The organism is Nonomuraea sp. NPDC023979 (assembly GCF_040639085.1).
GTDB lineage: Bacteria > Actinomycetota > Actinomycetes > Streptosporangiales > Streptosporangiaceae > Nonomuraea > Nonomuraea ceibae.
In genome coordinates this window covers 93,296-119,779 of the sequence record NZ_JBEZZG010000012.1, presented here as the reverse complement: position 1 = coordinate 119,779, position 26,484 = coordinate 93,296, and the positions used below count along the sequence as shown (strand labels likewise).

Annotated in this window: 28 protein-coding genes and 1 pseudogene; 16 read left to right on the top strand and 13 right to left on the bottom strand. The window is 73.3% G+C overall.

Annotation, left to right across the window (positions count from 1 at the left end; all coding sequences use genetic code 11):
• Positions 1 to 73 precede the first annotated feature (73 nt).
• Positions 74 to 637, bottom strand: coding sequence for a GNAT family N-acetyltransferase (locus AB0G11_RS22315; RefSeq protein WP_357587882.1), 564 nt, complete (start codon positions 635 to 637; stop codon positions 74 to 76).
• A 162-nt stretch (positions 638 to 799) separates the two neighbouring features.
• Between AB0G11_RS22315 and AB0G11_RS22310 the strand changes: the two genes are divergently transcribed.
• The 4 genes from AB0G11_RS22310 to AB0G11_RS22295 all read left to right on the top strand — a co-directional run bounded on the left by AB0G11_RS22310 (position 800) and on the right by AB0G11_RS22295 (position 4,036).
• The gene (locus AB0G11_RS22310) at positions 800 to 1,672 is read left to right on the top strand and encodes an alpha/beta fold hydrolase (RefSeq protein WP_357587880.1); all 873 of its coding nucleotides are present in this window, start codon (positions 800 to 802) and stop codon (positions 1,670 to 1,672) included.
• Positions 1,673 to 1,704: 32 nt separating this feature from the next.
• Entirely contained in the window at positions 1,705 to 1,974 is a 270-nt protein-coding gene (locus tag AB0G11_RS22305; protein WP_357587878.1) for a metal-sensitive transcriptional regulator, read from the top strand.
• A gap of 70 nt (positions 1,975 to 2,044) precedes the next feature.
• Positions 2,045 to 3,427, top strand: a complete 1,383-nt coding sequence (locus AB0G11_RS22300) for an MBL fold metallo-hydrolase (protein WP_357587876.1) — start codon at positions 2,045 to 2,047, stop codon at positions 3,425 to 3,427.
• Positions 3,428 to 3,469: 42 nt separating this feature from the next.
• Positions 3,470 to 4,036, top strand: a complete 567-nt coding sequence (locus AB0G11_RS22295; protein ID WP_357587874.1) for a rhodanese-like domain-containing protein — start codon at positions 3,470 to 3,472, stop codon at positions 4,034 to 4,036.
• 10 nt (positions 4,037 to 4,046) lie between these two features.
• On the opposite strand, the gene map is transcribed toward AB0G11_RS22295, so the two are convergent.
• Entirely contained in the window at positions 4,047 to 4,829 is a 783-nt protein-coding gene (gene map, locus AB0G11_RS22290) for a type I methionyl aminopeptidase (RefSeq protein WP_357587872.1), read from the bottom strand.
• Between the two features lie 88 nt (positions 4,830 to 4,917).
• On the opposite strand from map, the gene AB0G11_RS22285 reads away from it, so the two are divergent.
• Positions 4,918 to 5,187: a helix-turn-helix transcriptional regulator gene (locus tag AB0G11_RS22285; RefSeq protein WP_219510698.1), complete on the top strand. Its 270-nt coding sequence runs from the start codon at positions 4,918 to 4,920 to the stop codon at positions 5,185 to 5,187.
• A gap of 11 nt (positions 5,188 to 5,198) precedes the next feature.
• Here the strand turns inward: AB0G11_RS22285 and AB0G11_RS22280 are convergent, their stop codons facing one another.
• Entirely contained in the window at positions 5,199 to 6,287 is a 1,089-nt protein-coding gene (locus AB0G11_RS22280; protein ID WP_357587870.1) for a bifunctional NAD(P)H-dependent oxidoreductase/GNAT family N-acetyltransferase, read from the bottom strand.
• A 30-nt stretch (positions 6,288 to 6,317) separates the two neighbouring features.
• On the opposite strand from AB0G11_RS22280, the gene AB0G11_RS22275 reads away from it, so the two are divergent.
• Positions 6,318 to 6,782 (top strand): MarR family transcriptional regulator, encoded by a 465-nt coding sequence (locus AB0G11_RS22275; RefSeq protein ID WP_357587868.1) that lies wholly within the window; start codon positions 6,318 to 6,320, stop codon positions 6,780 to 6,782.
• A gap of 30 nt (positions 6,783 to 6,812) precedes the next feature.
• Positions 6,813 to 7,925, top strand: a complete 1,113-nt coding sequence (locus tag AB0G11_RS22270; protein ID WP_357587866.1) for a hypothetical protein — start codon at positions 6,813 to 6,815, stop codon at positions 7,923 to 7,925.
• On the opposite strand, the gene AB0G11_RS22265 is transcribed toward AB0G11_RS22270, so the two are convergent.
• Positions 7,907 to 8,359, bottom strand: coding sequence for a RidA family protein (locus AB0G11_RS22265; protein WP_357587864.1), 453 nt, complete (start codon positions 8,357 to 8,359; stop codon positions 7,907 to 7,909). The two genes, AB0G11_RS22270 and AB0G11_RS22265, sit on opposite strands and share 19 nt — an antisense overlap.
• Positions 8,356 to 9,471, bottom strand: coding sequence for an aminotransferase class V-fold PLP-dependent enzyme (locus AB0G11_RS22260; protein WP_357587862.1), 1,116 nt, complete (start codon positions 9,469 to 9,471; stop codon positions 8,356 to 8,358). The genes AB0G11_RS22265 and AB0G11_RS22260 overlap by 4 nt, the downstream gene beginning before the upstream one ends.
• A gap of 168 nt (positions 9,472 to 9,639) precedes the next feature.
• Here AB0G11_RS22260 and AB0G11_RS22255 point away from each other — a divergent pair, with 168 nt between their 5' ends.
• Positions 9,640 to 10,455 carry an IclR family transcriptional regulator C-terminal domain-containing protein gene (locus AB0G11_RS22255; RefSeq protein WP_357587860.1) on the top strand — a complete coding sequence of 272 codons (816 nt, stop codon included), beginning with the start codon at positions 9,640 to 9,642 and terminating at the stop codon, positions 10,453 to 10,455.
• 26 nt (positions 10,456 to 10,481) lie between these two features.
• Here AB0G11_RS22255 and AB0G11_RS22250 read toward each other — a convergent pair whose 3' ends face one another.
• Positions 10,482 to 11,468 carry a transketolase C-terminal domain-containing protein gene (locus AB0G11_RS22250; protein WP_357587858.1) on the bottom strand — a complete coding sequence of 329 codons (987 nt, stop codon included), beginning with the start codon at positions 11,466 to 11,468 and terminating at the stop codon, positions 10,482 to 10,484.
• Positions 11,461 to 12,423, bottom strand: a complete 963-nt coding sequence (locus AB0G11_RS22245) for a thiamine pyrophosphate-dependent dehydrogenase E1 component subunit alpha (protein WP_357587856.1) — start codon at positions 12,421 to 12,423, stop codon at positions 11,461 to 11,463. The genes AB0G11_RS22250 and AB0G11_RS22245 overlap by 8 nt, the downstream gene beginning before the upstream one ends.
• Positions 12,424 to 12,548: 125 nt before the next feature.
• Here AB0G11_RS22245 and AB0G11_RS22240 point away from each other — a divergent pair, with 125 nt between their 5' ends.
• The 5 genes and pseudogenes from AB0G11_RS22240 (at position 12,549) to AB0G11_RS22220 (ending at position 18,170) form a co-directional block, all read left to right on the top strand.
• Entirely contained in the window at positions 12,549 to 13,742 is a 1,194-nt protein-coding gene (locus tag AB0G11_RS22240) for a winged helix DNA-binding domain-containing protein (protein ID WP_357587854.1), read from the top strand.
• 102 nt (positions 13,743 to 13,844) lie between these two features.
• Positions 13,845 to 15,176: an MFS transporter gene (locus AB0G11_RS22235; RefSeq protein ID WP_357588034.1), complete on the top strand. Its 1,332-nt coding sequence runs from the start codon at positions 13,845 to 13,847 to the stop codon at positions 15,174 to 15,176.
• Positions 15,177 to 15,252: 76 nt separating this feature from the next.
• On the top strand, positions 15,253 to 16,029 hold the full coding sequence (locus tag AB0G11_RS22230; RefSeq protein WP_357587852.1) for a helix-turn-helix transcriptional regulator: 777 nt from the start codon (positions 15,253 to 15,255) through the stop codon (positions 16,027 to 16,029).
• A 95-nt stretch (positions 16,030 to 16,124) separates the two neighbouring features.
• Complete coding sequence (locus AB0G11_RS22225) at positions 16,125 to 17,315, top strand: MFS transporter (RefSeq protein ID WP_357587850.1); 1,191 nt, start codon at positions 16,125 to 16,127, stop codon at positions 17,313 to 17,315.
• 31 nt (positions 17,316 to 17,346) lie between these two features.
• Positions 17,347 to 18,170: pseudogene (locus AB0G11_RS22220) on the top strand (aldo/keto reductase).
• Between the two features lie 48 nt (positions 18,171 to 18,218).
• Here AB0G11_RS22220 and AB0G11_RS22215 read toward each other — a convergent pair.
• The gene (locus AB0G11_RS22215; RefSeq protein ID WP_357587848.1) at positions 18,219 to 18,641 is read right to left on the bottom strand and encodes a DUF6463 family protein; all 423 of its coding nucleotides are present in this window, start codon (positions 18,639 to 18,641) and stop codon (positions 18,219 to 18,221) included.
• Between the two features lie 120 nt (positions 18,642 to 18,761).
• Positions 18,762 to 19,034, bottom strand: coding sequence for a hypothetical protein (locus AB0G11_RS22210; RefSeq protein ID WP_357587847.1), 273 nt, complete (start codon positions 19,032 to 19,034; stop codon positions 18,762 to 18,764).
• Between the two features lie 187 nt (positions 19,035 to 19,221).
• Here AB0G11_RS22210 and AB0G11_RS22205 point away from each other — a divergent pair, with 187 nt between their 5' ends.
• Together AB0G11_RS22205 and AB0G11_RS22200 are read left to right on the top strand one after the other, a co-directional pair.
• Complete coding sequence (locus AB0G11_RS22205; protein ID WP_357587845.1) at positions 19,222 to 20,172, top strand: AraC family transcriptional regulator ligand-binding domain-containing protein; 951 nt, start codon at positions 19,222 to 19,224, stop codon at positions 20,170 to 20,172.
• 65 nt (positions 20,173 to 20,237) lie between these two features.
• Positions 20,238 to 21,395 (top strand): alpha/beta fold hydrolase, encoded by a 1,158-nt coding sequence (locus tag AB0G11_RS22200; RefSeq protein WP_357587843.1) that lies wholly within the window; start codon positions 20,238 to 20,240, stop codon positions 21,393 to 21,395.
• 21 nt (positions 21,396 to 21,416) lie between these two features.
• Here the strand turns inward: AB0G11_RS22200 and AB0G11_RS22195 are convergent, their stop codons facing one another.
• Both AB0G11_RS22195 and AB0G11_RS22190 read right to left on the bottom strand, forming a co-directional pair.
• Positions 21,417 to 21,992, bottom strand: a complete 576-nt coding sequence (locus AB0G11_RS22195; protein ID WP_219513023.1) for a DUF2867 domain-containing protein — start codon at positions 21,990 to 21,992, stop codon at positions 21,417 to 21,419.
• Positions 21,989 to 23,914, bottom strand: coding sequence for a fumarylacetoacetate hydrolase family protein (locus tag AB0G11_RS22190; protein ID WP_357587842.1), 1,926 nt, complete (start codon positions 23,912 to 23,914; stop codon positions 21,989 to 21,991). Before AB0G11_RS22190 ends, AB0G11_RS22195 begins: the two co-directional genes overlap by 4 nt.
• 57 nt (positions 23,915 to 23,971) lie before the next feature.
• Between AB0G11_RS22190 and AB0G11_RS22185 the strand changes: the two genes are divergently transcribed.
• Positions 23,972 to 24,544, top strand: a complete 573-nt coding sequence (locus AB0G11_RS22185; RefSeq protein ID WP_357587840.1) for a TetR/AcrR family transcriptional regulator — start codon at positions 23,972 to 23,974, stop codon at positions 24,542 to 24,544.
• Positions 24,545 to 24,579: 35 nt separating this feature from the next.
• Here AB0G11_RS22185 and AB0G11_RS22180 read toward each other — a convergent pair whose 3' ends face one another.
• Together AB0G11_RS22180 and AB0G11_RS22175 are read right to left on the bottom strand one after the other, a co-directional pair.
• Positions 24,580 to 25,860 (bottom strand): glycosyltransferase, encoded by a 1,281-nt coding sequence (locus tag AB0G11_RS22180; RefSeq protein WP_219513034.1) that lies wholly within the window; start codon positions 25,858 to 25,860, stop codon positions 24,580 to 24,582.
• A complete protein-coding gene (locus AB0G11_RS22175) occupies positions 25,853 to 26,455 on the bottom strand; it encodes a TetR/AcrR family transcriptional regulator (RefSeq protein WP_357587838.1) in 603 nt (200 codons plus the stop codon). The genes AB0G11_RS22180 and AB0G11_RS22175 overlap by 8 nt, the downstream gene beginning before the upstream one ends.
• Positions 26,456 to 26,484: the final 29 nt, after the last annotated feature.

Sequence of the window (26,484 nt, the reverse complement as noted above, 5' to 3'; positions counted from 1 at the left end):
TGCCGTCATCCTAGGTTGACGATCCTCCATGCGTCAACCAAAGATGACGCCACTCGGGAGGCGCCGGTGCGGATCAGGCGCGGAAGGCGGCCAAGGGGGCGGTGCAGAGGGTCTGCTCGGCGTCGTACTCGTGGAACGTGCTGACCGGCCGGAAGCCGAGGCGGGCGGCGAGCCGCAGGGATCGCGCGTTCGTGGACTGCGTCACGATCAGGACCGGCTGGTCGGGAAGCTCGGCCGCCGCGGCGCGCAAGGCGGCGGTCGTGGCCTCGAACGCGTACCCGGCCCCCCAGGCGTGGCGGCGCAGCAGGTAGCCCAGCTCCAGCTCCCCGCCCTCCTCGGTGACGTGGCCGGCGCGGTCGGCCGGCCGCCGGGACAGCATCAGCGAGCCGACGACCTGGTCCGTCGTGGTGTCCGCGACGATGAAGCTGCCGGGCGTGGAGGTCTCGCCGGCGGCCATGACCGTGCCGAGATGCCGCTCGACCTCGTCCAGCGGCCGAGGGCCGCCGAGATGTGCCTGGACCTCAGGATCGGTCGAGAGCTCGATGAGCCCGTCACGGTCGGACGCGTATACCGCCCTGCGGAGCAGGAGTCGGTCCGTGCGGATTTCCTTGACGGACAGCGTGGGCGATTGGCTCATGAGCCCGTGATCATAGAACAAGGTCACCGAATGGTAGGGTGTCGGCCATGATCCAGAAGTTCATCCGTTCGCGCTGCAGCTGAAGCGGCCTGCGCCCGCCGGTCGCCGAGCGACCAGCGCACGCGTCTTCGTCATGCCTTTTCAGCGAACGGACTGTTCTTCATGCGATCCAACCACTCTTCTTCGTCGTCGCCCACGTTCGTGCTGGTGCACGGCTCCGGCAGCAGCTCTTTCATGTGGGCCTCGGTCCAGCGTGAGCTGGCCCTGCTCGGTCACCGCAGCTACGCCGTCGACCTGCCGGGCCACGGCCTCGACGCGCAGTACCCGATCTCCTACCAGGCTCCGCAGGACCTCGACGCGTGGGCGGCCGAGCCGTCGACGCTGGCCGGGGTCACCCTGCAGGACAACGTCGACGCGGTCACCGGCGTGGTCCGGCGGCTGGCGGAGCACGGGCCGGTGGTGCTCGTGGCGGCCAGCCTCGGCGGCGTCACCATCTCCGGCGTCGGCAACGCGATCCCCGAGCTGGTGAGCCGGCTCGTCTACATCTCCGCCTGGTCGTGCGTACGGCTCCCCAACCCGATCGCGTACATGCAGGAGCCCGAGTTCGCGGACAACCTGATGGCCCCGCTGGCGGCCTTCAACGTCGGCGATCCCGCGCGGCTCGGCGTCGGCCGGGCCAACTACCGCACCGCCGACGTGGAGCTGCTCGACGCGCTGAAGGCCGCCACCCTGGCGGACGTCAGCGACGAGCGGTTCCGCGCCTTCCTCAACATCCTGCAGCCGGACGAGTCGATCGCGGTGATGACGGCCGACGCCCGCGTCGACGCCGCGACCTGGGGCACGATCGCCCGCTCCTACGTCCGGCTCACCGGCGACCGGTCGCTGCCGGTGGCCATGCAGGACAGGCTGATCGCCGAGGCCGACGCGCTCACGCCCGGCAACCCGTACGACGTGCACACCCTGGACACGTCGCACGCGGGGTTCGTCTTCAGGCCCGCCGAGGTGGCCGGCCTGCTGGACAAGGTCGTGAGCTAGCCCACTATACGGGCGGGGGTATGCTCGGTGTCATGGAGATGACCCCCGCCCTCGTGGGCGACGCGTTGACCCGGTTGCGCCGGGCGCACGGGCAGTTGGCCGGCGTGATCTCGATGATCGAGGACGGCGAGGAGTGCGCCGACGTGCTCACCCAGCTCGCCGCCGTCTCGCGGGCGCTTGACCGGGCCGGATTCAAGATCGTGGCCACCGGGCTGCGGCACTGCCAGGCCGCCCGCGAGCGCGGCGACGAGCCGCCCATGACCGAGCAGGAGCTGGAGAAGCTCTTCCTGGCGCTGGCCTGAAGTCCCGCGACGCGGGAAGGCGATGAGCGCAATGTCTGGCCCGGATACCCCCGGGGGTGTAGGAGGAATGATGAGCATCGACGTCCACGTCATCGCGACCTCGTCGCTGGGCGACCACAGCTATCTGGCCACCGACGGGCAGGTCGCGGTCGTGGTCGACCCGCAGCGCGACGTCGACCGGGTACTCGCCCTGGCCGGTCGCGTCGGCGCGCGCATCACCCACGTCGTCGAGACGCACGTGCACAACGACTACGTCTCCGGCGGGCTGGAGCTGGCCAGGCTGACCGGCGCCCAGTACGGTTTCGCCGCCGCCGACCGGCCGCCGTTCCCGCACCTGCCGCTGGCCGACGGCGACGTCGTCGAGGTTTCGCCCGAGCTGCGCCTGCGCGTCCTGGCCACGCCCGGCCACACCTTCCACCACCTGTCCTACGTGCTGGAGGGCGCCGACGGCGTGCGGGGCGTGTTCACCGGCGGCTCGCTGCTGTTCGGCACCACGGGCCGCACCGACCTGCTGGGCGCCGAGCACGCCGACACGCTCGCCCGTGAGCAGCACGCCTCGGTGCGCAAGCTGTCCGACCTGCTGCCCGGCGGCGCCGCCGTCTGGCCGACCCACGGCTTCGGCAGCTTCTGCTCGGCCACCCAGGCGTCCGGCGACGACTCCACCATCGAACGCGAGCGGCGGGTCAACCCGGCGCTGCGCCTGGCCGAGGACGAGTTCGTCAGCCGGACGCTGGCCGGGCTCGACGCCTACCCCGCCTACTACGCGCACATGGGCGTCATCAACCTGCACGGCCCCGATCCGGTCGACCTGCGCCGCCCGCCCGGCATCACCCCCGGCGAGCTGAGCGCACGGCTGGAGGCCGGCGAATGGGTGGTCGACCTGCGCCACCGCACGGCCTACGCCGAGGCCCACCTGACCGGCACCGTCAGCCTCGGCCTGGACGGCCCGATGGCCACCTGGCTCGGCTGGCTGATCGACCGGGGCGCGCCGCTCACCCTCATCGGCGAGACGCCCGAGCAGGTCGCCGACGCGCAGCGGGAGCTCGTGCGCATCGGCGTCGACCGGATCGCCGCCGCGGCCACCGGCACGCCCCGGCGGCTCGCCGACGACCCCGCCCAGGTGCGGGAGCTGCGCACGGCCACGTTCGCCGGACTGGCGGCCGCGCTGGCGGGTGACGTGCCGGCCGGGCTGCCCGCCCCCGACGTGATCCTCGACGTGCGGCTCGGCAACGAGTGGGACGCCGCCCACCTCGACGGCGCCGTGCACGTGCCGCTGCCCGAGCTCGCCGCCCGCGCCGGCGAGATCCCCGCCGGGACCGTCTGGGTGCACTGCGGCAGCGGCTACCGCGCCACCGCCGCCGCCTCACTGCTCGCCAGGACGGGACGCGAGGTCGTGCTGGTGAACGACGCCTTCGACCGCGCCGCCTCCGCCGGGCTCGCCATGGCCGCCTGACCCGCCGCGCGCCGAGAACGTACCGACCAGAAAGGCCAGCACATGACCACCCTCACCACCGCACAGGTCCGCGCCCTGCTCGACAGCGGCGCGGGCGTCCGGCTCATCGACGTCCGCAGCCCCGGGGAGTTCGCGGCGAGCCACATCCCAGGCTCGGCCAACGTCCCCCTCGACCTCATCCGCAAGCACGCCGCCGGCCTCGCCGCCCGGCACGACGACCACGTCGTCCTGGTCTGCCACTCCGGCGTGCGCGCCCGCGACGCCCACGCGATCGCCGCCGCGGCGGGCCTGCCGGCCGTGAGCGTGCTCGACGGCGGCCTGACCGCCTGGCAGAGCGAGGGCGCCCCGCTGAACCACGGGCGCGGCGCCTGGGCGATGGAACGCCAGGTCCGCATGGTGGCGGGCACCCTCGTGCTCGCCGGGGTCGCCGGCGGCATGGCCTGGCGGCCGCTGACGTGGGTGGCCGGGGCGATCGGCGCGGGCCTGACCTTCTCCGCGCTCACCGACACCTGCGCGATGGCCAGGGCGCTGTCACTGTTCCCGTGGAACCGGATCGCCTCGCCCCGGCCCGAGGCCCAGACACTGGCGGCGCTGACCGGCCGCTCGTGACCGCGAAATCTCAGGCCGTTTCGTCCGGTTCGCGCCGGGTGAGCACCAGGGCGGCGTCCTCGGTGATGGCCACCGTGTGCTCGGAGTGGGCCGTACGCGAGCCGTCGGCCGACCGGATGGTCCAGCCGTCGGGGTCGTAGACGATCCGGTCGGTCGTCCGGGCGAACCAGGGCTCGATCGCCAGCGTCAGGCCGGGCCGGAGCGCGAGGCCGCGCCCCGCCTTGCCCTTGTTCGACACGTGCGGCCCCTCGTGCATGGTGCGCCCGATGCCGTGCCCGCCGAACTCGGTGTTGACCGGGTAGCCGTAGTCGCTGGCGACCGCCCAGATGGCCGCCGAGATGTCGCCCAGGCGGTTGCCCGGCCGGGCCGCCTCGATCGCCGCCTCCAGCGCCTCCTCGGTGGCGCGGACGATCCGCAGGTCCTCCTCGGCGGGGGTCCCGACGATGACCGTACGGGCCGAGTCGGCCACCCAGCCGTCGATGCCGACCGCGAGGTCGGCCTTGAGCACGTCGCCGTCACGCAGGGTGTAGTCGTGAGGCAGTCCGTGCAGGACGGCGTCGTTGACCGACAGGCAGATGACGTTGCGGAACGGGCCGTCCCCGAAGGAGGGCGCGTAGTCCCAGTAGCACGACTCCGCGCCACGTCGTTTGATCATGCCGCGTACGTGGTGCTCAAGGTCCAGGAGGTTGACGCCCACGTCGGCGAGCCGGCCGACCTCGGAGAGCACTTCGGCGACGAACCGCCCGGCCACGTGCATGCGTTCGATCTCCGCAGGCGTCTTCAGTTCGATCACGGTTACCTCGCGTCCTAGAGTGTCGGTATAACTATACCGCCATCCGGGCGCTTGCCGGTATAGTTATACCGGCACTATCCTGGGGCGCATGGTCCGCCAACCGCTCACACGCGAGCAGATCGAAGCCGGCCGGCGTCTCGGCGCCCTCCTGCGCCACGCGCGAGCGGGCCGCGACCTGGCCGAGGTCGCGCAGGCGGCCGGCATCTCGCCGGAGACCCTGCGCAAGATCGAGACCGGACGGCTCCCGTCTCCCGGCTTCGGCACGATCGTCTGCCTCGGCGAGGCGCTCGGCCTGCCGGTCGAGGAGCTGGCGGCCACCTGGCGCGGCAGCGACCTGCCCTTGGAGGCGGCCTCGTAGCGGCCCGCCCCTCACACCACGCCCGCCGGCTCCCCCACGGCGGCGCCCGCGGGCGTCGGCTTGACGAGCGAGGCCGTCGCGCCGTCGGACGACTCCGTGCGGTAGCCCTCGGCGTGGTAGAGGGCGAGGTTGTGGCGGCTCCCGGCGCCGGTGGACAGCACGACGCGGCGGCAGTCCGCGTCGGCGGCGGCCTCGGCCCGGCGCAGCAGCCAGCGCCCGACACCCTGTCCGCGCAGGTCGGGGGCGACGCCGAGCCGGCCCACGTGCCAGTAGTCGCCCGCGCGCCGGGTGCGCACCATGCCCAGCAGCCGCCCGTCCCGCCACAGGCCCGTGCCCTGCCAGGCGCCCAGCCACGCGCGCACCTGCTCCAGCGACTCCCTTAGGGCGGAGATGTCCAGCGTGTCGTTGGCCTGAGCCTCATCCACCCAGCAGCAGCGCTGGAGCACCAGGACCTCCGCCGCGTCGTCAGGAGTCAGCTCCCGGACGTACGAGCCCGGCAGCGGCCCCGGCGTCGAGCGGATCCGCTCGCGCATCGGACGCAGGCCGTGGGCGAGGCCGACGAGCTCGTCCAGGATCCCGGCGGCGGCCGAATCGCGGGCGGCGTCCGGGCGTAGCCGCCCGTTCTCCACCGTATCGGCGATGCGCAGCGCGACCGTGGCGCCCAGCGGCACCATGCGCAGTGCCGTCACCACCTGCTTGGCGTGCTGGACCGCCCGGGTGCCCGCCGAGGTGTTGCCGTAGCTGACGAACCCCATCGGCTTCCACGCCCATTCGCGGCCGAGGTAGTCCAGGGCGTTCTTGAACGTGGCCGGCATGCCGTAGTTGTACTCGGGCGTGACGGCGATGAAGCCGTCCGCGGCGTCCACCATCGCGCTCCACCGCTTGGTGTGCTCCTGCCGGTAGACGCCGGACGACGGGTGCTCCTCCTCGTCGAGGAACGGCAGGGCCAGGTCGCCGAGGGCCACGGGCACGAGCTCCACGCCGAGTTCGGCCGCCCGGGGCGCGATCGCGTCGATCAGCCACTCCCCCACGGCCGGGCCGAGGGCGCCGGGACGGGTGCTGCACACCAGGACGAGGACACGCGTAGTTTTCGTTGACATGGAAACGACCGTACCTGGTAACTTGTTTACATGTCAAAGAAGCAGTCTCACGCCACGGTGCGCTGGCTCGAAGCCGACGAGGAACGAGCGTGGCGTGCCCTGCGGCGCATGATGATCGCGATCCAGACGCGCACCGCGCGCGACCTGGCCGAACTCGGCCTGTCCGACCCTGATTACGAGGTGCTGAGCACGCTGTCCGAACGCCCCGGCCGCACCAGCACGCTGCACGAGCAGGCCGCCAAGATGGGCTGGTCGCGCAGCCGCCTGTCCCGGCACGCCACCCGCATGGAGGCCCGCGGCCTGCTGCGGCGCGAGCCCGACCCGGACGACGGCCGGGGCTGCTACCTCGTCCTCACCGACCACGGCCTCGAAACGCTGGAGGACGCCGCCCCCGCCCACCTCGAATCGGTCCGCCGCCACGTCATCGACCGGCTCTCGCCCGCCGACCTGGCGGCCCTGGAGGAGATCGCCGGCAAACTGGAAGAGCCCACCTGACCGGTGTGAATCGTCCTAGGATGGGCCGCTATGCGGCTGGTCTGGGTCCTGCTTCTGCTGCTCACGGCGTGCGCCCCCAGCTCCGGATCACCCGCCAGGACGCCGGCGGACCCGGGCGGGTCGTGGCGGCTGACGCACACCTGGAACGGGTCCGGCGAGCACCGGTGGCACTCCGTCGCCGCCACGAGCTCGGGGCAGGCGTGGGCCTTCGTCGCGGGCGACCGGGCATTGATGATGCGGTGGGACGGGCGCGCCTGGCGGCGCACCGAGCCGCCCGGCTCCTTCACCCCGGCGGGTTACGGCTTCGGCTTCCGGACGTCACCGGCGGGTGACGACCTCTGGCTGGTGTCCGGCAGCGTGTGGCAGCGGGCGCGGGGCCAGTGGGTGAGACGCCCCCGGTCCTCTCCCTACGACGACCTCGACGTCAGGGACCTGGCGGTCCCGGCCAAGGGAGAGGCGTGGCTGGCCGAGACCGGCGAGTACGGAGGCTGGTACCTGCACCGGCGGGACGGCGGCAGGTGGAAGCCGGTGCGGAGACCCGCGGGCGAGGCGGGGTCGGCATGGCTGGAACGGGTCGCCGCCTCCGGGCCCGATCAGGTCTGGGCGATCCAGCAGGCCGGCGGCGAGACCCAGGCCATCCGGTGGGAGGGCTCCCGGTGGAGCGTCCACCCCCTGCCCCAGGTCCCGGTCCCGTCCCCCAGCCCCACCAGCGCGGGCTGCGTCAGCACGGGGTGGCCGAGGTTCTCGATCCAGGCCCTGGCCGTACCCCGCCGTGACGACGCCTGGGCCGTGGGCTCGGTCCTGGTGGAGAAGCCCGGCGCCTGCCTGCGCTACACGGCCAAGGAGGGCGTGGTCCTGCGCTGGGCGGGCGGCACGTGGAGACGGGCGGAACGCCCGATGCCCGGGACCGCGCTGACCGTCGCGCGGGCGGACACCGAGGGCGGGGTGTGGATCGCGGCCAACCCCGACCAGGGGCGCAGACCGTACCTGCTGCACGTCAAGGACGGGCGGTGGACCGAGCACCCGCTCCCCGAGGGGCCGACCGAGATCATGGACCTCGCGCCGGTGCCCGGCACCGCCCGCGTGTGGGTGTACGCCAGGCAGGGCAGCGGGGTGTCGCAGCTCTACGAACTGGCCGGGTGACCCGGGCCGGGCCCCGGCGCCCGGAGATCGCCGTTCACCGCGACGACGGCCTCGATCTCCACCGTGAGCGCGGGGTCGGCCAGCGCGGCGACGACGGCCAGGGAGTGCGCCGGGACGTCGCCGCCGGGATACCACGCGTCGAACACCTCGTCCCGGGCCGCACGGAAGCCGGGCAGGTGCTCCGCGCCGGCCACGAAGGTCAGCAGCTTGACCACGTCGTCCGGCCTCGCCCCGCACGCGTCCAGCACGGACCGCAGGTTGGCGAACGCCTGGCGGGTCTGCGACAGGGCATCCGGGCCCGCGAGCGAGCCGTCCGCCAGGTTCCCCACCTGCCCCGAGACGAACACCAGCGTGGTGCCCCCCGGCACCGCGGCCACATGGCTGTAGCGGCCGACGGGCGCCGGGACCCCGGCAGGGTTCCAGCGGTTGATCATGACGCTCGCCTCTTCCGGTCTCGCAGCGCGTCGACGGCCCGTTCGACGTCGGCGCCGTCGTTGAAATAGTGGAAGCCCACCCGCAGCCGGTCGCCGAGCAGGGTGGCGCGCACGCCCTCCCGGGCCAGCCGGGCCCGGACCGCGTCCGGGTCGCTGACGCGCACCACCGCGATGTGGCTCCCGCTGCCGGGAAGGGGGGCGCCGGCCTCCGTCTCGGCCACGCGTTCCCGGAACTCGGCGGCCAGCCGCAGGCAGTGGCGCTCGACACTCTCGGCGTCGAGAGCGAGCAGGAGGTCCAGCGCGGGCAGCGCGCCGACCCAGGACAGCCAGGCGGGCGAGGTGTCGCAGCGCGCCGCGCTGCCGGCGGTGACGTACGGCCCGCCGAAGTAGCCGTGCGGGGGCTCGGTGGACTTCCAGCTCGGCAGCAGCGGAACCAGCCCGCCGACGTGGTCGGGCGCCGTGACCAGCCAGGCGGCCCCGCGCGGGCACAGCATCCACTTGTAGCCGTGCACGGCGAGGTAGTCGGGGCGTACGCGGTCGAGGTCGAGGCGGAGCGCGCCGAGCGACTGGGTCGCGTCGACGAACAGCCGCGCGCCCACGCCGTCCGCGGCCCGGCGCAGCGCGGGCAGGTCGGCGCGGTGGCCGTCGATCGACAGCACGTCGCTGACGGCGAGCAGCGCGGTGCGCGGATCGAGCGCCGCCACCAGGTCCTCGGTCCGGGTGCGGCCGTCCCGGGGCGGCACCAGCGTCACCTCGTGCCCGGCGGACTCCAGTTGCCGCCACGGGAACAGGTTGCTCCGGAACTCCTGGGCGGGCACCACGATCCGGCCGGGCGGCAGGGACTTGGCGACCGTCGCGGCGGCCTCGGCGACCGAGCCCACGACGGCGACCCGCTCCTCGGCGACACCCAGCAGGCGGGCGACCGAGCTCCTGGCGGCGCCGGAGGCGCGGTCCCACTCCTGCCAGTCGAAGTCGCCGTACAGCCATGAGTCCAGGGCCGCCTGCAGCGCGTGCGCGACCTCGAGCGCGGCGGGCGGGCTCGCCGGCGTGTCCAGCCAGACGTGGCGCTGCAACGCGGGGAAGCGCGACCGGAACTGCTCGGAGCTGAGCATGTGATCCTTCCGGGTCCGTCGGTTCTGCGGTTGGCAGTATGGCCCGCGGCCCCGCGCACCGGCCCCGGGCCGGCCCGGCCTTTTCGCTATAGTCGAAAACTCGCTTCGACGGACCCGTGACCTGCCCGCTCACGGCATAGCGTGCGGGCGACCAGCCCGGGAGCCAGCATGACCGACACCGCCCTGTCGCCATCCGCCGTCGAGGGCGACGGCAGCCTGCAAACCCTGCTGCGAGGTATCGACGTGCTGCGCGCCGTCGCCCTCGCGGACGGTCAGGCCACGGCCAAGAGCCTCAGCCGGCAGCTCGGCCTCAGCCTCGGCCGCTGCTACCACATCTTGCGCACGCTCAAGGCGGGCGGCTACGTCGTGCGGCTGCCCGGCGGGCGCATCGACGTCGGCCCGGGCGGCGCCTCCCTCGGCAGGCAACTGCGTGCCAGGTTCGAGCCCCTTCCCGAGCTGTTCGCGATCCTGGCCAGGCTGCACGCCCGGACGCGGGAGACCTCGTACGTCAGCGGCTGGCACCACGGCGTCATCACCCTGCTGCAGTTCATCGCCGGTGAGCAGGCGCTCGGCGTACGCGGCCTGGACGTCGGCTACACCGGCGACACGCACGCCCGCGCCTCCTGCAAGGCGGTGCTGGCGCACCTGCCGCACGAGCAGATCGAGATCATGTTCGGCGGGGTCGAGCTGCGGCGGCTGACCGCGCGCACCCTCGGCGACGTCGACAGCCTGACCGTGGAGCTCGGCAACATCCGCAGGCAGGGCTTCGCGCTCGACCTGGAGGAGTTCAGCGACGGCATCTGCTGCGCCTCCGCCGCGTACTTCGACCAGGACGGCGCTCCGGCGGGCTCGTACACGGTGTCGGTGCCCGCCACGCGGTTCAGGACCGCCCAGCGCGACCTGATCGCCGCCGTGCAGGAGGCCGCCGCCATCGCGACGAACCTCCTGAGCGGTCATCACCTGGCCGTGCCCGGCCGCGACTGACCGGACGCCCGCCCGTCACGTGGCCGTCACGCGGCCGTCGCGGGCGTGAACATCGAGAGCAGCCGCCCGGCCACCGTGTCACGGCCGGGGATCGCGGCCCGCTGGAGCGCGGGCGCGGCGGGGATCCGCAGGTCCTCGGTGGCGATCCGCAGCGGCGGCGCCGACAGCGGCACCCCGCGCTCGACCACCCGCGCGACGACCTCCGCGCCGAAGCCGCCGGTCAGGTTGGCCGCGTGGACCACCGCCAGGCGGCCCGTACGCGAGACGCTGTCCACGACGGTGTCCGTGTCGAACGGGTCGATCCAGCGGGCGTCGATCACCTCCACGCTGACGCCGGACGACTCCAGGACCCGGGCGGCCTCCAGCACCGTGTGCAGCATCGGCCCCCAGGTCACCACGGAGAGGTCGGACCCCGCGCGGTGGACGCGCGCGCCGCCGATCGGCGCCCGGGGCCCGTCCTGGTCGACCGGGCCCTTGAGCGAGTGGTAGAGCTCCCGGCTCTCGATGACGACGACCGGATCGTCGCAGCCGATCGCAGCCAGCAGCAGGTCGTAGGCGTCCTGCGGGGTGGCGGGCAGGCACACCCGCAGGCCGGGGACGTGCGCGAACAGCGCCTCCACGCTCTGGGAGTGCTGGGCGCAGGAACCGGGTGTCGCGCCCTGCTGGGTGCGTACGGTCATCGGCGCGGTCAGCCTGCCCCGGGAGGCGTACCGGACGTTGGCCGCCTGGTTGATCAACTGGTCGAACGCGACGAACGCGAAGTCCGCCCACATGATCTCCACGATGGGCCGCAGCCCCATCATGGCCGCGCCCACGGCCCCGCCGAGGATGGCCGACTCGGAGATGGGCGTGTCGAAGACGCGCTCGCCGAACTCCCGGCGCAGGCGGCGGGTCACGCCGTGGACCCCGCCGGGGAGCGCGACGTCCTCGCCGAACAGCAGGGTGCCCGGGTCCTCCGCGAGGGCGCGGCGCAGCGCGGCGTTGACGGCCTGGGCGTAGGTGATCTCAGCCATGCACGTGCTCCTTCACGGTGGCGGGGTCGGCCGGCGGAGCGGCGAGCGCGGTGACCGCCGCGGCCGCGATCTCGGCGCGCGCCCGGGCCTCGACCGCGGCGAGCTCCGCGTCGCCGGCCCCTGCCGCGCGCAGGGCCGAGGTCAGCACGACGATCGGCTCCGTGGCGCGGGCGGCCTCCACCTCGTCACGCGGCCGGTACGTCTGCGCGTCGCCGATGTAGTGGCCGACCAGCCGCTGGGTGTGCGCCTCGACGAGGACGGGCCCCCGGCCGGACCGGCAGGCGTCCACCGCCTCGGCGACCACGCGCCGGACGGCGCCGACGTCGTTGCCGTTCACCCACGAGCCCGGCATGCCGTACGCGGCGGCGCGCGAGACCAGGTCGTCGTCCCTGACCATCGCGGCGATCGGCGTCAGCTCGGAGTACCGGTTGTTCTCCACCACGAAGACGACCGGCAGGTCGAAGGCGCTCGCCATGTTCATGGCCTCGTGGACGGCGCCCTGGTTCATCGCCCCGTCGCCGAACACCGCGAGCGCGACCCGGCCGGAGCCGTCGTACCGGGCGGCCAGCGCGGCGCCGACGGCGATGGGGGCGTGCGCACCCACGATGGAGTTCTCGCCGTAGAAGCCGTGGCCGGGATCCGACAGGTACGCCGAGCCGGCCCGCCCGCCGTTGGTGCCCGTCTCCCGGCCCAGCAACTCGGCGAACAGCGCCGCCGGGTCGGCGCCGCAGGCCAGCGCCCAGCCGTGACCTCGGTAGGTGGCGAACACGGCGTCACGCGTCAGGTCGAGCGCGGCGCAGGCGCCCACCGGGACGGCCTCCTGGCCGATGCACAGGTGGACCGACCCGGCGATCCGCTCCTCGACCCGCAGGCGGGTGACGGTCTCCTCGAAGACCCGGATCCGCCACAGTCCGGCCAGATCCGCCAGCGCGGTTTGGGTAGGGGGATGAGGCAACGGGTCCGCCTTTCCTGGGAGTCGTGACGGCACTCACTGTGCGTCCGTCCCCCTGCCGCCTCCACCGCGCGACGGCCCGCTTTCGACTATCTGCAAATGAATCGCCCCTACGCCAGGATGGCCTCATGCGCCTCGTGACCGATGACGAGCGCCGTGCCCGGCTGGGCGTACGGCACGCTCTCGCGCCCACGGCCAAGGCGGCCTCTCCCGAGGAGGCCGCGCGTGCGGTGGTGTGCCTGCACGCCACCGACCCACCGAGCGTGCACCTGTCCTGCTGGGCACGCGTCGGCGCGCTCGACGTCGACGACGTCGAACGGGCGCTCTACGGGACGCGTTCCCTCGTCCGGCAGCAGTCGATGCGCGAGACCCTGTTCGTGTTCCCCCGTGATCTCGTGCCGGCGGTGTGGGGAAGCGCCTCGGCCCGGGTGGCCGCGATCCATCGCAACCGGCTGGTCAGGGACCTCGAACGCTGGGGCCCGGCAGCGGAGGGGCAGGGGGCCGCCTGGCTCGCGACCGCGGAGAAGGCGGTGCTGGCGCACCTGGCAGACGGCGTGCCCCGCTCCTCGAAGCAAGTACGCGAGGAGGTGCCCGAAGTCGCCGGCTTCATCGAGCAGGCCCCCGGCAAGTCCTGGGGAGGCCGGATCGCGCTCGCTCCGCGCGTGCTCACCCAGCTGAGCCTGGACGGCGTGGTGGCGCGCGCGGCCAACGCCGGAGCCTGGTACACGAGCCGCCCGACCTGGACGACGACCCGGGCGTGGTGGAGGGACGAGGTGCCCGAGGCGCTCGCGGCGCGGCAGGGCTATGCCGAGCTGGTGTCGCGGTGGCTGTGGTCCTACGGCCCCGGCACCGTCGAGGATCTCGCCTGGTGGCTCGGCGCCACCAAGTCCGCGGTCCGCACCGCGCTGGACGACATCGGAGCGCAGCGGGTTTCTCTGGCCGACGGCTCGGTGGGGTGGCTGCGCGAGGACGACCTCGCCCCGGTCGCCGCCGCCGGGCCGTGGGTCGCGCTGCTGCCGTTGCTCGACCCGACCGTGATGGGCTGGAAGGCCCGCGCCTTCTACCTCGGTGCGCACACGTCCCATTTGTTCGACAGCGCGGGCAACGCCGGGACCACCGCCTGGGTCGACGGGCGCGTCGTCGGCGCGTGGGTGCAGGATGCGGACGGCGTGGTCGAGCTGCGCCTGCTCGACGACGACGTCTCCGCGCAGGCCCGCGAGGCGTTGGCGGACGAGGCGCGGCGGCTGAGTGCGTGGCTCGACGGTCGCCGGGTGTTCGCCGTCTACCCCTCTCCGGCCATGCAGCCCGGCTTCGGGCGCTGACCCAGGCGCACATGACGTCGGCCGATGTCCTCCATGCGACATGGTCTGGCCCCGTCGCGGATTGTGGCCATCGGCGGCGGATCATAGCGTCGTCGGGTGCCGATGATCGTGTTGTGTCTTGTCCAGTTCATGCTCGTGCTCGATGACACCGTCGTGAACGTCGCTCTGCCCAGCATCCGCGATGAGCTGGGATTCAGCGCGTCCGGGTTGCCCTGGGTCGTCAACGCCTACTTCCTGGCCTTCGGCGGGCTGCTGCTGTTGTGCGGCCGGATGGCGGATCTGCTGGGCCGCCGCCGCGTCTTCCTCATCGGGGTGGCGCTGTTCGGTGTGGCCAGCCTGGCCTGCGGGCTCGCGCAGGAGCCGTGGCAGCTCGTCGTCGGGCGGTTCGTGCAGGGCGCGGGTTCTGCGATGGCCGGCCCGGCGGCCATGTCGATGATCACGTTGCTGTATCCGGGACCGGAGGAGCGCACCAGGGCGCTCGGCGTCTGGGGCGGCATCGCCGCCCTGGGCGGGACCTCGGGCCTGGTGCTGTCCGGGGCGCTGACCGACCTGCTGTCCTGGCGGGGGATCTTCCTGATCAACCTCCCCGTCGTCGCCGTGGCCCTGGTGCTGCTCCCCCGCCTGATCCCCGAGTCCCGTGCTCCGGGCCGGCGCGGCCTCGACGTTCCCGGCGCGGTCCTGGTCACCGGCGCTGCGGTGTCGCTGGTGTACGGGCTGCTGCGGGCCGGAGAGACCGGCTGGAGCGACCCGGTCGCCGTCGGCGCCGTCGTGCTCTCCGCCGCCTTGGCGGTGGCGCTCCTGGTGGCCGAGTCACGGGCGGCGGCGCCGCTGGTGCCCCGGTCGTTCCTGGCCTCGCGGACGCGGGCGGTCGCCAACGGCGCGACCCTGCTGTTCTCGATGGCGATGTACGCGATGTCGTTCCTGCTCATGATCCAGATCCAGACCGTGCTGGGCTACAGCCCGCTCCTGGCCGGAATCTCCTACCTGCCCTACGGCGCCGGCATCCTGGCGGGCATGTGGCTGTCCTCCCGCGCCTCGCTCAGGATCGGGACGCGCTGGGCGCTCCTGCTGGCGTTCCTGGTCAACATCGCCGGGCTGCTGCTGCTGTCCGGCGTGGCGGCGGGCGACACCTACGCCGCCCACGTCCTGCCCGGCATGCTCGTCCTGAGCGTGGGCAACGGGCTGAGCCTGCCCGTGCTGGCCGTGGCCGCGGTCGACGGCACCACCGAGGAGGACGCCGGTCTCGGATCGGCCCTGTTCACCTCCGTCCAGCAGATCGGCGGCGCCGTCGGGGTGGCCGCGCTGGCCGTCATGGGCTATGCGGACGGGCTCACAGCGGGCGCGGTCTGCGTGGCGCTCGGCGCGGTGCTCATCGCCGTGCTGCTGCCGTCGCGTGCCGTCAGCGGAAGCCTTCCGGCCGCCGCTCCCCGATGAGTGCCTCGCCCGAAGCGCTGGCCGCGATCCGCGATGAGGTCACACCATGTCGCCGTGGGGACATAGTCTGCAGAGCATGATCGAGGCCGGCGAATCCGCGGTCCCGGCCGCGGTGGGCGTGATCGTCGTCGGGCACTTCCCGCTGTCGTCGGGAGAGTGGATCTCCCCGCACAGCCACACGCACCACCAGCTGGCCTGGACGCGGAGCGGCGTCCTCAGCGTCGCCGTGGACGACGCGTACTGGGTCCTGCCGCCCACCCGGGCCCTGTGGCTGCCGGCGGGGGTCGTCCACCGGACCGGCGCGACCCGCGACGCGCTGCTGTGCAGCCTCTACCTCGATCCGGCGCGGTGCGCCCTGGACTGGGCGGAGCCCACCGCGGTCGGCGTCGACGGGCTGCTGGCCCACCTGATCGCCCATCTCGCCCGTGAAGACCTCGCCGATGACGCGCGGCTGCGGGCCGAGGCGGTGGTGCTGGACCTGCTGCGCCCCTTGCCTGCCCTGCCCATCGACGTTCCGCTCCCCGTGGACGAACGCGTACGCGCCGTGGCCGGCACTCTGCTCGCCGACCCCTCCGACTCCCGGAGCCTGGACGCCCATGCCCGCTCCATCGGAGTGAGCCGGCGCACCCTGACGCGGCTGTTCGTCCGTGACACGGGGATGAGCTTCGACCGCTGGCGCACGCACATGCGCCTGCGGGCCGCCCTGCCTCTCCTCGCCGAGGGCCGGCCGGTGTCGCAGGTGGCGCACACGGTGGGGTACGCGACCCCGAGCGCCTTCCTCGCGGCGTTCCGCCGGACCGTCGGCACCTCACCCGGGCGCTACCTCAACGGAGAGGCCGTTCTGGACGTTTGATCCAGCAAACTGCGTGCGTTTGCAGTTATAGCGCGTGTGCAACTATTGTTCAGGCTTGTTACATGCACAAGCAATCGTACGTAAGGGTAGCGCTCGTGCCTCTCGCACTCCTCGCCCTGGCCATCGGGGCCTTCGGGATCGGCACCACCGAATTCGTGATCATGGGCCTGCTGCCCGAGATCGCCACCGACTTCGGGGTGTCCATCCCCACCGCGGGACTCCTGGTCACCGGCTACGCGATCGGCGTCGTCATCGGCGCCCCGCTGATGACGACGCTCGGCACCAGGGTCAGCCGCAAGACGGTGCTGATCCTGCTGATGGGCCTGTTCGTGGCCGGCAACGCGCTCTCCGCGCTGGCGCCGGGCTTCGGGCTGATGCTGACCGGCCGCGTGGTGGCCTCGTTCGCCCACGGCGCGTTCTTCGGCATCGGCTCGGTGGTCGCCGCCGGCCTGGTCGCCCCGGGCAAGAAGGCCGGCGCGATCGCCACCATGTTCACCGGGCTGACCGTCGCCAACATCGTGGGCGTGCCGCTGGGCACCTTCATCGGGCAGGCGGTGGGCTGGCGTACCACCTTCGCGATCGTCGCCGCGCTCGGCGTGGCCGGGCTGCTCGGCATCGCCGCCCTGGTGCCCGCCATGCCCCAGGCCCAGGGCGCCCGCCTGCGCGGGGAGCTGCACGCGTTCCGCAACCCGCAGGTGCTGCTCGCGATGGCGATGACCGTGCTCGGCTTCGGCGGCGTCTTCGCCGCGATCACCTACATCGCGCCGATGATGACGCAGGTCGCCGGCTACTCCGGCAGCGCCATCACCTGGCTGCTGGTGCTGTTCGGCATCGGCATGTTCCTCGGCAACCTGCTCGGCGGCCGGTATGCCGACCGGGCGCTGATGCCGCTGCTGTACGCCACCCTCGGTGGGCTCGCGATCGTGCTCGCGCTGTTCACCGTGACCGCGCACAACAAGGTCCTCGCCGCGCTGTCGATCCTGCTCATCGGGGCGCTCGGCTTCGCCACCGTCCCGCCGCTGCAGAAGCGCGTGCTCGACCAGGCGCACGGCGCGCCGACGCTGGCCTCCGCGGTCAACATCGGCGCCTTCAACCTCGGCAACGCCCTGGCCGCGTGGCTGGGCGGAATCGTCATCGCCGCCGGCCTCGGCTACACGGCCCCGAACTGGGTCGGCGCCCTCCTGGCCGCCGCCGCGCTGGGTCTCGCCCTCTGGTCGGCGGCCCTGGAACGCCGCGCCCCCGCACGCGAGGCAAAGGCCGTCATGCCCGCCCCCGCCCACCACTGATCCCGTCCATCACGTAAGGAACAGAACGACCATGACCATCCCGACCGTGACGCTGAACAACGGCGTCCAGATCCCTCAGCTCGGCTTCGGCGTCTTCCAGGTCCCCGACGACGAGACCACCGCCGCCGTCACGGCCGCGCTCGAGGCCGGGTACCGCAGCATCGACACGGCCGCGATCTACGGCAACGAGACCGGTGTCGGCCGGGCGCTGGCCGCCTCGGGCCTGCCGCGCGAGGAACTGTTCATCACGACCAAGGTGTGGAACGCCGACCAGGGGTACGACGCCACCCTGGCCGCCTTCGACGCCAGCCTCGCCAAGCTCGGGCTCGACGTCGTCGACCTCTACCTGATCCACTGGCCCGCCCCCGCGCGCGCGGCCTCTACCTGGACTCCTGGCGAGCTCTGGAGCGCCTGGTCCAGGAAGGCACGATCCGCGCCGCCGGTGTCTCCAACTTCCAGGCCGCCCACCTCGAACGCCTGCTTGACGCCGGCACGATCACCCCGGCCGTCAACCAGATCGAGCTGCACCCCGGCCTGCAGCAGGCCGAGCTGCGCACCTTCCATGCCGAGCACGGGATCGTCACCGAGGCGTGGAGCCCCCTCGCCCAGGGCGCGGTCCTGGACGACCCGGCGATCACCGCGATCGCGGCCAGGCTCGGCAGGTCCCCCGCCCAGGTGGTGCTGCGCTGGCACCTGCAGCTGGGCAACGTCGTCATCCCGAAGTCGGTCACCCCCGCCCGTATCCGTCAGAACCTCGACGTGTTCGACTTCCGGCTCACGGGCGAGGACATGGCGTCGATCACCGCCGCCGACCGCGGGCTGCGCACCGGCCCGCACCCGGACGAGCTGGACTGACGGGCATGTCCGCATCCGGTGGGCCGCTGCCTTCCGGCCGCCGGGGTGTCACCGGTCCAGCCCGGCCGCCGCCTCGGTGAGCGGCCGGGCCGTGCTGGCACGGCGCGCGGCGACGAGGCCGAGCACGCCGATGGCGACCATCAGCCAGCCGCCCGTGACCGGGAACTCGATGACGCACAGCAGGGCGCCGCTGATGATCAGGTACCAGCCGACCTGGGCCGGGAAACGTCCGGTGGCGTGGGCCAGCGTCCGGGCCAGGGTGCCCAGCGCCAGGAGCAGGATGCCGGCGGCGAAGAAGTAGAGCGTGTATTCGCGCTTGTAGTAGTCGGCGGCGGCGGTGTCGGCGGCGGAGGCCCAGAAGCCGTCACCGGCCATGTCGGCCCAGGAGTTCGGCGTCGCGAGGGCGTAGGCGAAGTGCACGATCGCCAGCGCGATGATCAGGCGGGGAACCCATCGGGTCAGTGCGTTCATGTGGTGTGCTCCCACTCGTCCGGGCCAGGCGCGCAGGGTCGCGCCCGCTTACCAGGCGGACCATACCATACCGGATCGTATGGTCCTTTGCGCTGGTGAGCGGGCGCGCGCGGAGCCCGGTCAGCCCACCTGCTGGGCGCACTTGGAGAGCGCCTGCTCGGCCTCCTTGTTCCCCGTCAGGCCCTTGATGTCGTCGGCCGATTTGAGGGAGCCGTCCATGTAGCTTTGCAGGCTCTCCGCGTCACCGTATTTCAGGGCGACGTCCGCCAGGCAGGACAGGGCCGGCTCGGGCATGCCCTTCATGTCCGCCTCGGCCTTCAGCTTCTCCGTGAAGCTCGCCTTGTCCACGCCGCCGCCGCAGGAGGCGAGGCCGAGGGCGAGCGTCGTCGCCACGCATCCCAGCATGACGGAGCGTACGGTACGGGAAAAACGCATGATGCGACCTTTCTGAGGTGCGGGAAGCCACTGAATTCAAGGAGTAATTCGGCCGCCCGGGCATTTCACGGGCGGCCCCTCGTTCCTTGATCGGAAAAGGTACCATACGGAATGGTATGCCCTGCCAGGACGTACAATTCCGGCTGTGAATGGGACAATTGCGGCATCAGCGGTCAAATACGTGCTGGGCGCAAGCGAGGACCCCGAGCGGCTGGCCCGGGAGACCGGCCTGTCCGATCACGAGCTCCCCTCCCGCGTCCCCGCCGACGCCGTGGACGAGCTCTGGACACGGGCGGCGAGGCTGAACGGCGACCCGGACTTCGGGCTGACGCTCGGGCGGGCGTACCAGCCGGGCACGTTCGGCCTGCTGGACTTCCTGTTCCTGAGCTCGGACACGCTGGCGGGCGCGTTCGGCGCCGCCGTACGGAACGTGGGGGTGCTCTCCACGGGCGGGTCGTACGGCTGGAGCGAGCACGACGGGCTGGTCACGCTGAGCCGGAGCCTGCCGACGCAGAACAGGCACGCGGTCACGTTCCTGCTCGGCTGGCAGCTCGCGCTCGTCCGCGTGGCCGCCGGGAAGCCGATCACCCCGGTCCACGTCGGGCTGGCCATGCCCGCGCCGCACCGTCACGGCGACCTGGCCGAGGTCTACGGCTCCCCCGCCGTCGACTTCGGCCGGCCGGCCAACTCGCTGACCTTCCGCCGCTCCGAACTGGAGATCCCGCTGGTCGGAGCCGATCCGGTGACGGCGGCGATGCTGCGACGCCGGGCCGCGCAGCTCCTCCCCGCCGAGGAGAGCTGGCGGGACAGGGTGCGGGCCTACCAGGCGCAGCATCTCGGCGACCTGGAAGCCGCGGCCAGGCACTTCGCGATCAGCCCGCGCAGGCTCCAGGAACTGCTCAAGCGGGAGGGCACGAGCTGGCGGCGTGAGCTCGAAGCGGTCCGCGGCGACCTGGCGGTGGAGATGCTGGGCGACGGCAGCCTGCCGACGGCGGTGATCGCGCGGCGGCTGGGATATTCGGACGAGCGGGCCTTCCGCCGGGCCTTCCGCCGCACGTACGGAAGGTCGCCCCAGCAGCATCGCGGGGGCGCGTGAAAGGTCCCCCGGGCCACGCCTCCGGTCCTTACCGGCCGACGCGGCGCGGCCGTAGCTTCGCCCCCATGACGCAGAACACCACGCTGCAGCGCAGCAACGCGACCCACTATTTCTTCGGCGACCGCGACATGGACTTCATCTTCCAGTGGTCGCTGGGCGCGGCGAAGACCGGCGGGCTGGACTCCGGCGAGCTGTTCCACATCGCCTCCCGGATCGAGGACGGAGACACGGCCGGCTGGGTGGCGGAGTTCGAGGGCTTCGGCGACGCCCAGCGGGCCCTGGCCGAGCGGTGGGCCGGACAGGGCCGCAGGCGGAGCGCCGGCGAGGTCATGATGAAGGCCTACTACGCCTACCGGCAGGCGTGGCAGTTCGCCGGCCGCGGCGAGCGGTTCCTCCCGTTGATCTCCAAGTACGAGGCCGCCTTCAGGCGGGCCGTGGAGCTGCTGGCTCTCCCGATGACCTTCATCGAGGTGCCGTTCGAGGGCGCGTCGCTGCCGGGTCTGCGGATCGACGCCGGCCCCGGCACGCCCACGTTGATCGTGATCGGCGGCGGGGACACGAGCAAGGAGGACATGTACCACCTGGCCGGGCGCAACGCCTGGGAACGCGGCTACACCACGGTCATCGTCGACCTGCCGGGGCAGGGCAGCACGCCGCTGCGCGGGCTGCACCTGATGGCCGAGACCGAGCGGCCCGTCGGCGCGATCGTCGACCACCTGGTGGGGACCTACGGGCAGGACACCGCGAAGCTGGCGATCATCGGGTTCTCCGGCGGCGGCTACATGATCAGCCGGGCGCTGATGTCCGAGCGCAGGATCGCCGCCGGCGTCGCCAGCACCCCGATCCTCGACTTCGGCGCGGTGCTGCCCGTCGAGGTGGTCGAGGCGATGGCGACCGACGGGGCGATGAAGGACAGCTTCCGGATGTACCTGTGGCGCTCGGGCCTGGCCGAGCCCGTGGACTTCGCCCGTCTGCTGGCGACCTTCACCACCGACCCGGGCGAGATTCGCAGCGCGTTCCTGTCGATCGCCGGGCTGAGCGAGTCGCCGGTCCTCGTCGACCAGGCGCGGCGGTTCCACGAGGCGCTGCCGGTGGAGCGCAAGACCCTGCTGGAGTTCGACGCCGCCTCGGGCGCCGACGCGCACTGCCAGGTCAACAACCCGACCCGGCTCGCCCAGGAGGCCGTGGACTGGCTCGACGTGACACTCGGCGTACGGGCCTGACCCGGCGGGCCCCGGCGCCCGTCACGGGCTCCCGGCCCGCCAGCCCCTGCCGATCATCCGGACCAGCGCCGGGTCCACGACCAGGCGGCGGAAGGGGCGGATGACGGCCATGTACGCCCTGCCGAACAGGCCGTTCGGCTTGACCAGCACCGCCATCTGCCCCCGGTGGCCGCCCGTGCCGTCCGGGACCCAGCCGATGTGCATGACGGTGTGCACGGTGCGGTTGGCCAGCTCCGCCGCCCATTCGGCGCCGGTCAGATAGACGGAGGTGAGCGGCACCGCGCGGGGGTCCGGGCCGCGCGGGCCGTCACGCAGGTCGGCGGGCAGCCGGTGACGCAGTGACTCCACCCGCGTGCCGACGCCCGAGCCCGGCCCGTCCCAGCCGAACAGCGCGCCGAGCCTCCAGCGCAGCGCGAACAGCCACCGGCTCGGCCCGGAGAACCGGCCCGCGCCGCCCGCCATCTGGGCGACCAGCCGGTCCAGGTCGCCGGGGCCGCCGGGCGTGGGCAGCGCCCACACGTCCTCCAGCCGGAAGTCGGGTGCCACGGCGTGGATGCGCCACGGGACGGAGGTGTGGGCGGTGTCCGGAAGTCTCATGAGCGGGCGGCCTCCCATTCGGCCATCAGGGCGAACAGCGCGAACCTGTCGAGCACCGGCTGGCCGGGGCGGATCTCGCGATAGCGCTGGTAGACGTTGACCACGACCCGCTCGGCGTCCAGCCAGGCGGCGTACTGCGCCAGGTCGATCCCGAACGCCGCCTCCCGCAGGTCCAGGCCCTTGGCGTGGGCGGCGTCCGCCTGCTCGACGACGTGGCTCAGGTAGTCCCGTACGGCGCGGACGCCGGCGGCGTCGGTCACCGGGCCGTGGCCGGGCACGACGGTCGGCGCGTCCAGCGCGATCATCGTGTCGCAGGCGGCGATCCAGTTGGCGATCGGCCCGCTCCACACGATCGGCGTGCAGCCGACGAACAGCAGGTCCCCGGCGAACAGCACGCCCGCGGCGGGGACGTGCACAACCGTGTCGGCCCCGGTGTGCGCGGGGCCGAGGTCGAGCAGGCGCACCTCCCGCCCGCCCACCTCGACGCTCAGCCGCCGTTCGAAGGTCTGGTCGGGGGCGCGCAGCCGGATGCCGCCGAAGTCGTAGTCGCCGAAGCGCGCGCGCAGGTAGCGCGAGAGCGTCGGCCCGAGGTCCATCACCTGGAGGGCGGCCGTCAGCTCCGGCGGCAGCTCGGTGCGCATCTCGTGCGCGGTGCCCTCGGCGGCGATGACGCGCACCGAGCCGGCCAGCAGCTGCCCGCCGTGCGTGTGGTCGCCGTTGGCGTGGGTGAGCACGTGGTGGCTGATGGGGTGCCGGTCGGTGACGGGCCGCATGCCGTCCAGCATCGCGGCGGTGAGCCGCAGGTCGTACAGGGTGTCGACCAGCAGCGACGCGCCGTCTCCGGCGACCAGCCCGGCGTTGCTGCGGCCGTAGCCGCCGTCCGGCAGCAGCCATGCCCACACGCCGTCGCCGACCTGGTGCAGACCTTCGGTGTACGGCACGGCGGAGCGGGCCGGGTTGACCCGCGCGGGACGCGGGACGGCGGCCGGGTCGGGCCGCCGCGGCAGCGGGTGCGGGGCGGTGGCGGCGCGCACGGTCTGCCGCACCTCCCCCAGCCCGTCGGCGTGCAGCCGCACCACGTCGCCGTCCTTGAGCCAGCCGCGGAACGCGCCGAGGTCGCCGAAGTCGAGGTGTTCGAGCAGGCAGCAGCCGGGCACGGTGCCGGAGCCGAAGACGTCCCCGGGCCGGAGCTCCACGCCGCGCGAGGCGTACGAGACGACCTCGGCGAAGGACCAGTCCATGGCGTCGGTGCGGCCTTCGCCGACCACCTCGCCGTTGACCTCGGCGCGGACGCCGAGCGCGAGCCTGCCGTCCGGGCCCGTGGGCAGCTCGTCGGGGGTGACCAGCCACGGCCCGAGCGTGGTCGCCCCGTCCTTGCCCTTGGCCTGCCCGATCTTGAGCTGGCTCTCCAGCCCTTGCAGGTCGCGGGCGCTCCAGTCGCACATCAGCGTGTAGCCGGCGATGTGGCTCCCGGCCTGCTCGGGGGTCAGGTCGCGGCCCGGGGCGCCGATCACCGCGGCGATCTCCAGCTCGAAGTCGAACCAGGCGCTGCCGGGCGAGACGGGCACGTCGTCGTGCGGCCCGACGACGGTGGCGGGGTTGCCGAAGTAGAAGGCCGGGATCTCGTACCAGGTCGGTACGAGCTCGCCGGAGGCGCCCATGGCGCGCAGGCAGCCGCGCATGTGGTCGAGGAAGCACAGGCAGTCGCGGATGGACGGGGGTGTGGGGATCGGCGCCTTCAGCGTGACGCCGGCCAGCGGGACGACCTCGCCCGGCTCGGCCAGTGCCCGCTCCCTCGCCTCCCGCAGCCCGCCGGCGAGCAGACCGGCGAGCGTGACGCCGGGCGGGAGGGGGTGGACGAGGTCACCGTCGAGGACCCCGGCTCGGTCGCCGTCGGCGGTGGCATAGGTGACGAAGCGCACGATGCTCTCCTGTGTTGGCCAACATAGAATATGATTGCTAGCACACAAGGAGGGTGTGTGACAACGCGACGAGAGCAGACCAGCCACGAGAGCCGCGAACTGATCCTCACCGCGGCCGCGGAGCTGTTTGCCGAGAAGGGCTACCGGCAGACGACGTTCGTCGACGTGGCCGAGCGGTCCGGGATCAGCAGGGGCTCCATCCCCTGGCACTTCGGCAGCAAGGAGGGCCTGCTGCTGGCCGTGCTCGAACGCTCGGTGGCGGCGATCCGCGCGGGCCTCGACGCCGACGAGCCGGACCCCGGGCCGCTCTGGGAGGCGGAGGACGAGTTCGAGGCGCTGTTCACCGCGCCGACCACCAAGCTGTTCGTCACGCTCCTGGTCGAGGCGCTGGAGCCGGGCTCCCCCATCCAGAGCCGCTACGCCGAGATCCACGCCACCCTGCGCGAGCACCTCCTGCGCAGGCTGCGACGGGCGCCGCTGCCCGCCGGGGTGTCGGCGGACGCGCTGGCCGTGGTGATCGTCGGCGCGGGCATCGGCATCTTCCAGCAGTGGCTGCTGGCGCCCGACCGGGTCGACGCCGGGCAGGCGCTCGCGACGCTCCGCACGATGGTGGCCGCGCTGGTGCCCTGATCGGCGTCCCGCAGGCGTCCCGCAGGCGTCGCGGATCAGCGCCGCGACGGCCCGCCGACGGCGCGGGCCGCCAGGGACTCCAGCTCGGCCACCGCGAGGTCGGCGGCCGTCTCGGCGGCGATCTCGTCCGCCAGCCGGCGCGCCTCGCGCCGGAAGGACCCGTCGTGCAGGACCCGGCCCGCCGCGCGGGCGATCGTCCTGGCCGAGGCGCCCTTGCCCACGACCAGCCCGGCCCCGGCGTGCTCGACGCGGCGGGCGACCTCGCCCTGGTCCCGGCCGAGCGGCACGCAGACCAGGGGCACGCCCGCCGCCAGGGACTTGACGGCCGTGCCGTGCCCGGCGTGGGTGATCGTCAGCGCGGCGTGAGGCAGGACGGCGCTGTGCGGGGCCGTGGCGGTGACCAGCACGTTGCCGGGCGCGCGGACCGTCGCCGGGTCCACGGCCGGGCCGGTGGTCAGCAGCCCGCGCACGGGCAGCGTGCCGAGGGCCTGGGCGATGCGGTCGAGCAGCGCGCGCTGGTTCATGAACGTCGAGCTGAGGCTGACCAGCGCCAGCGGCGCGTCGCCCGGGGGCAGCTCCAGCTCCCCCACCCAGACGGGGTCGTCCAGCCGGGGCCCGGCGTGGCGGACGTGGTCGGGGAAGCGCCGTCCCGGGTAGTCGAGCGCGCGCGGCGACAGCACGAGGAACCGGTCGACGCGGGAGAACGCGCTGATGACCGACTCCACCGGCCGCAGCCCGTTGGCGGTGCGGGCCGCGTTGAGCGCCGGCAGGCCCTTGGCCCACGGCCTGAGCGTCATCTCCGCCACGATCCGGTCACGCAGGCGGGCCAGCGGGCCGGTGGCGGGCTTGAGGCCGGGCCCGAACGGCGGCGCCCCGGGGGTGGCGAACGGGTAGAGGGTCGTGCCGAGGGCGGCCACCGGGATCCCGGCGGCCTCACCGGCGGTGAGCGTACCCAGCAGGGAGAAGTCGGAGACCAGCACGTCGGCCGGGTGGGCGCGCAGTTCGGCCAGCGTGTCGCGGGCGAAGTCGGCCGCGGGCCCGCAGACGAGCCGGTCGCGCAGCCGGGCGAACGCGCCCATCGGCGTGCGGGCCTCGAAGTCCTTCAGCAGGTCCTGCGCCGGGTCGGTGGTGTCGCCCTGGGGCGCCGTCGTCCAGGCGACGGGCTCCGCGCCGGTGGCGGCGACCTCGTCGTGCAGCGACCTGTCCGCCAGCACCCGGACGCGGTGGCCGCGCTCGCGCAGCGCGCGGGCGACCGAGAGGGTGGGCGGCACGGCTCCGCCGCCGGACCAGGTGGCGAACAGGAAACTGCTACTCATGGTCACTCTTTCGCGGGTCGATCGAGGTCAGCAGGTCACGCATGGCGCGTTCGGCGTCGGCACGGGGCAGGCCGAGGTCGCGCCGCCACAGCTTCCACAGGCAGACGTCGGTGGCGGCGGAGTGCAGGTTCAGTGCGTGCTCGCGGGCGGGGCCGCCGGCGGGGAGCCGGTCGGCGAAGACGCGCTCCAGCCAGGCTCGGTGCTGGGCGCGGGCGTGGGCGGCGGCCCTGCCGATGGCCGGGACGCGGTCGACCTGCGCGATCCACAGCGTCACGGCGTCGCCGTCGCGCTCGTAGTCGTCGAACAGCGCCGCCACGATCGCCGCCACGTCGCCGGCCGGGGCCTGGCGGGTGTCGGAGATCCGGGCGGCGAGCCAGTCGGCGACGGCGTCGGCCAGCTCCTCCTTGCCGCCGAAGCGGTTGACGATCGTCTGCACGGACACGCCCGCCGCGTCGGCGACGTGCTGCAGCGTGACGTCGTCGTACCAGTGGCGCATCCACAGCCCCGCCGCGGCCTCCAGCACCCGCGCGCGGGTGGCCTCCACGGCGGCGGCGCGGGCTCCCATCCGGTACGGACGCCTGCTCTCGTTTTGCATGGAGTCATTACTATATTCAATTGGGTTGC

Excerpts from the sequence above, each read along its gene's own strand:
- AB0G11_RS22315 (WP_357587882.1), bottom strand. The coding sequence starts at position 637 with ATGAGCCAATCGCCCACGCTGTCCGTCAAGGAAATCCGCACGGACCGA.
- AB0G11_RS22310 (WP_357587880.1), top strand. The coding sequence starts at position 800 with ATGCGATCCAACCACTCTTCTTCGTCGTCGCCCACGTTCGTGCTGGTG.
- AB0G11_RS22305 (WP_357587878.1), top strand. The coding sequence starts at position 1,705 with ATGGAGATGACCCCCGCCCTCGTGGGCGACGCGTTGACCCGGTTGCGC.
- AB0G11_RS22300 (WP_357587876.1), top strand. The coding sequence starts at position 2,045 with ATGAGCATCGACGTCCACGTCATCGCGACCTCGTCGCTGGGCGACCAC.
- AB0G11_RS22295 (WP_357587874.1), top strand. The coding sequence starts at position 3,470 with ATGACCACCCTCACCACCGCACAGGTCCGCGCCCTGCTCGACAGCGGC.
- AB0G11_RS22285 (WP_219510698.1), top strand. The coding sequence starts at position 4,918 with ATGGTCCGCCAACCGCTCACACGCGAGCAGATCGAAGCCGGCCGGCGT.
- AB0G11_RS22280 (WP_357587870.1), bottom strand. The coding sequence starts at position 6,287 with ATGTCAACGAAAACTACGCGTGTCCTCGTCCTGGTGTGCAGCACCCGT.
- AB0G11_RS22275 (WP_357587868.1), top strand. The coding sequence starts at position 6,318 with ATGTCAAAGAAGCAGTCTCACGCCACGGTGCGCTGGCTCGAAGCCGAC.
- AB0G11_RS22270 (WP_357587866.1), top strand. The coding sequence starts at position 6,813 with ATGCGGCTGGTCTGGGTCCTGCTTCTGCTGCTCACGGCGTGCGCCCCC.
- AB0G11_RS22265 (WP_357587864.1), bottom strand. The coding sequence starts at position 8,359 with ATGATCAACCGCTGGAACCCTGCCGGGGTCCCGGCGCCCGTCGGCCGC.
- AB0G11_RS22260 (WP_357587862.1), bottom strand. The coding sequence starts at position 9,471 with ATGCTCAGCTCCGAGCAGTTCCGGTCGCGCTTCCCCGCGTTGCAGCGC.
- AB0G11_RS22255 (WP_357587860.1), top strand. The coding sequence starts at position 9,640 with ATGACCGACACCGCCCTGTCGCCATCCGCCGTCGAGGGCGACGGCAGC.
- AB0G11_RS22250 (WP_357587858.1), bottom strand. The coding sequence starts at position 11,468 with ATGGCTGAGATCACCTACGCCCAGGCCGTCAACGCCGCGCTGCGCCGC.
- AB0G11_RS22240 (WP_357587854.1), top strand. The coding sequence starts at position 12,549 with ATGCGCCTCGTGACCGATGACGAGCGCCGTGCCCGGCTGGGCGTACGG.
- AB0G11_RS22235 (WP_357588034.1), top strand. The coding sequence starts at position 13,845 with ATGATCGTGTTGTGTCTTGTCCAGTTCATGCTCGTGCTCGATGACACC.
- AB0G11_RS22230 (WP_357587852.1), top strand. The coding sequence starts at position 15,253 with ATGATCGAGGCCGGCGAATCCGCGGTCCCGGCCGCGGTGGGCGTGATC.
- AB0G11_RS22215 (WP_357587848.1), bottom strand. The coding sequence starts at position 18,641 with ATGAACGCACTGACCCGATGGGTTCCCCGCCTGATCATCGCGCTGGCG.
- AB0G11_RS22200 (WP_357587843.1), top strand. The coding sequence starts at position 20,238 with ATGACGCAGAACACCACGCTGCAGCGCAGCAACGCGACCCACTATTTC.
- AB0G11_RS22195 (WP_219513023.1), bottom strand. The coding sequence starts at position 21,992 with ATGAGACTTCCGGACACCGCCCACACCTCCGTCCCGTGGCGCATCCAC.
- AB0G11_RS22180 (WP_219513034.1), bottom strand. The coding sequence starts at position 25,860 with ATGAGTAGCAGTTTCCTGTTCGCCACCTGGTCCGGCGGCGGAGCCGTG.
- AB0G11_RS22175 (WP_357587838.1), bottom strand. The coding sequence starts at position 26,455 with ATGCAAAACGAGAGCAGGCGTCCGTACCGGATGGGAGCCCGCGCCGCC.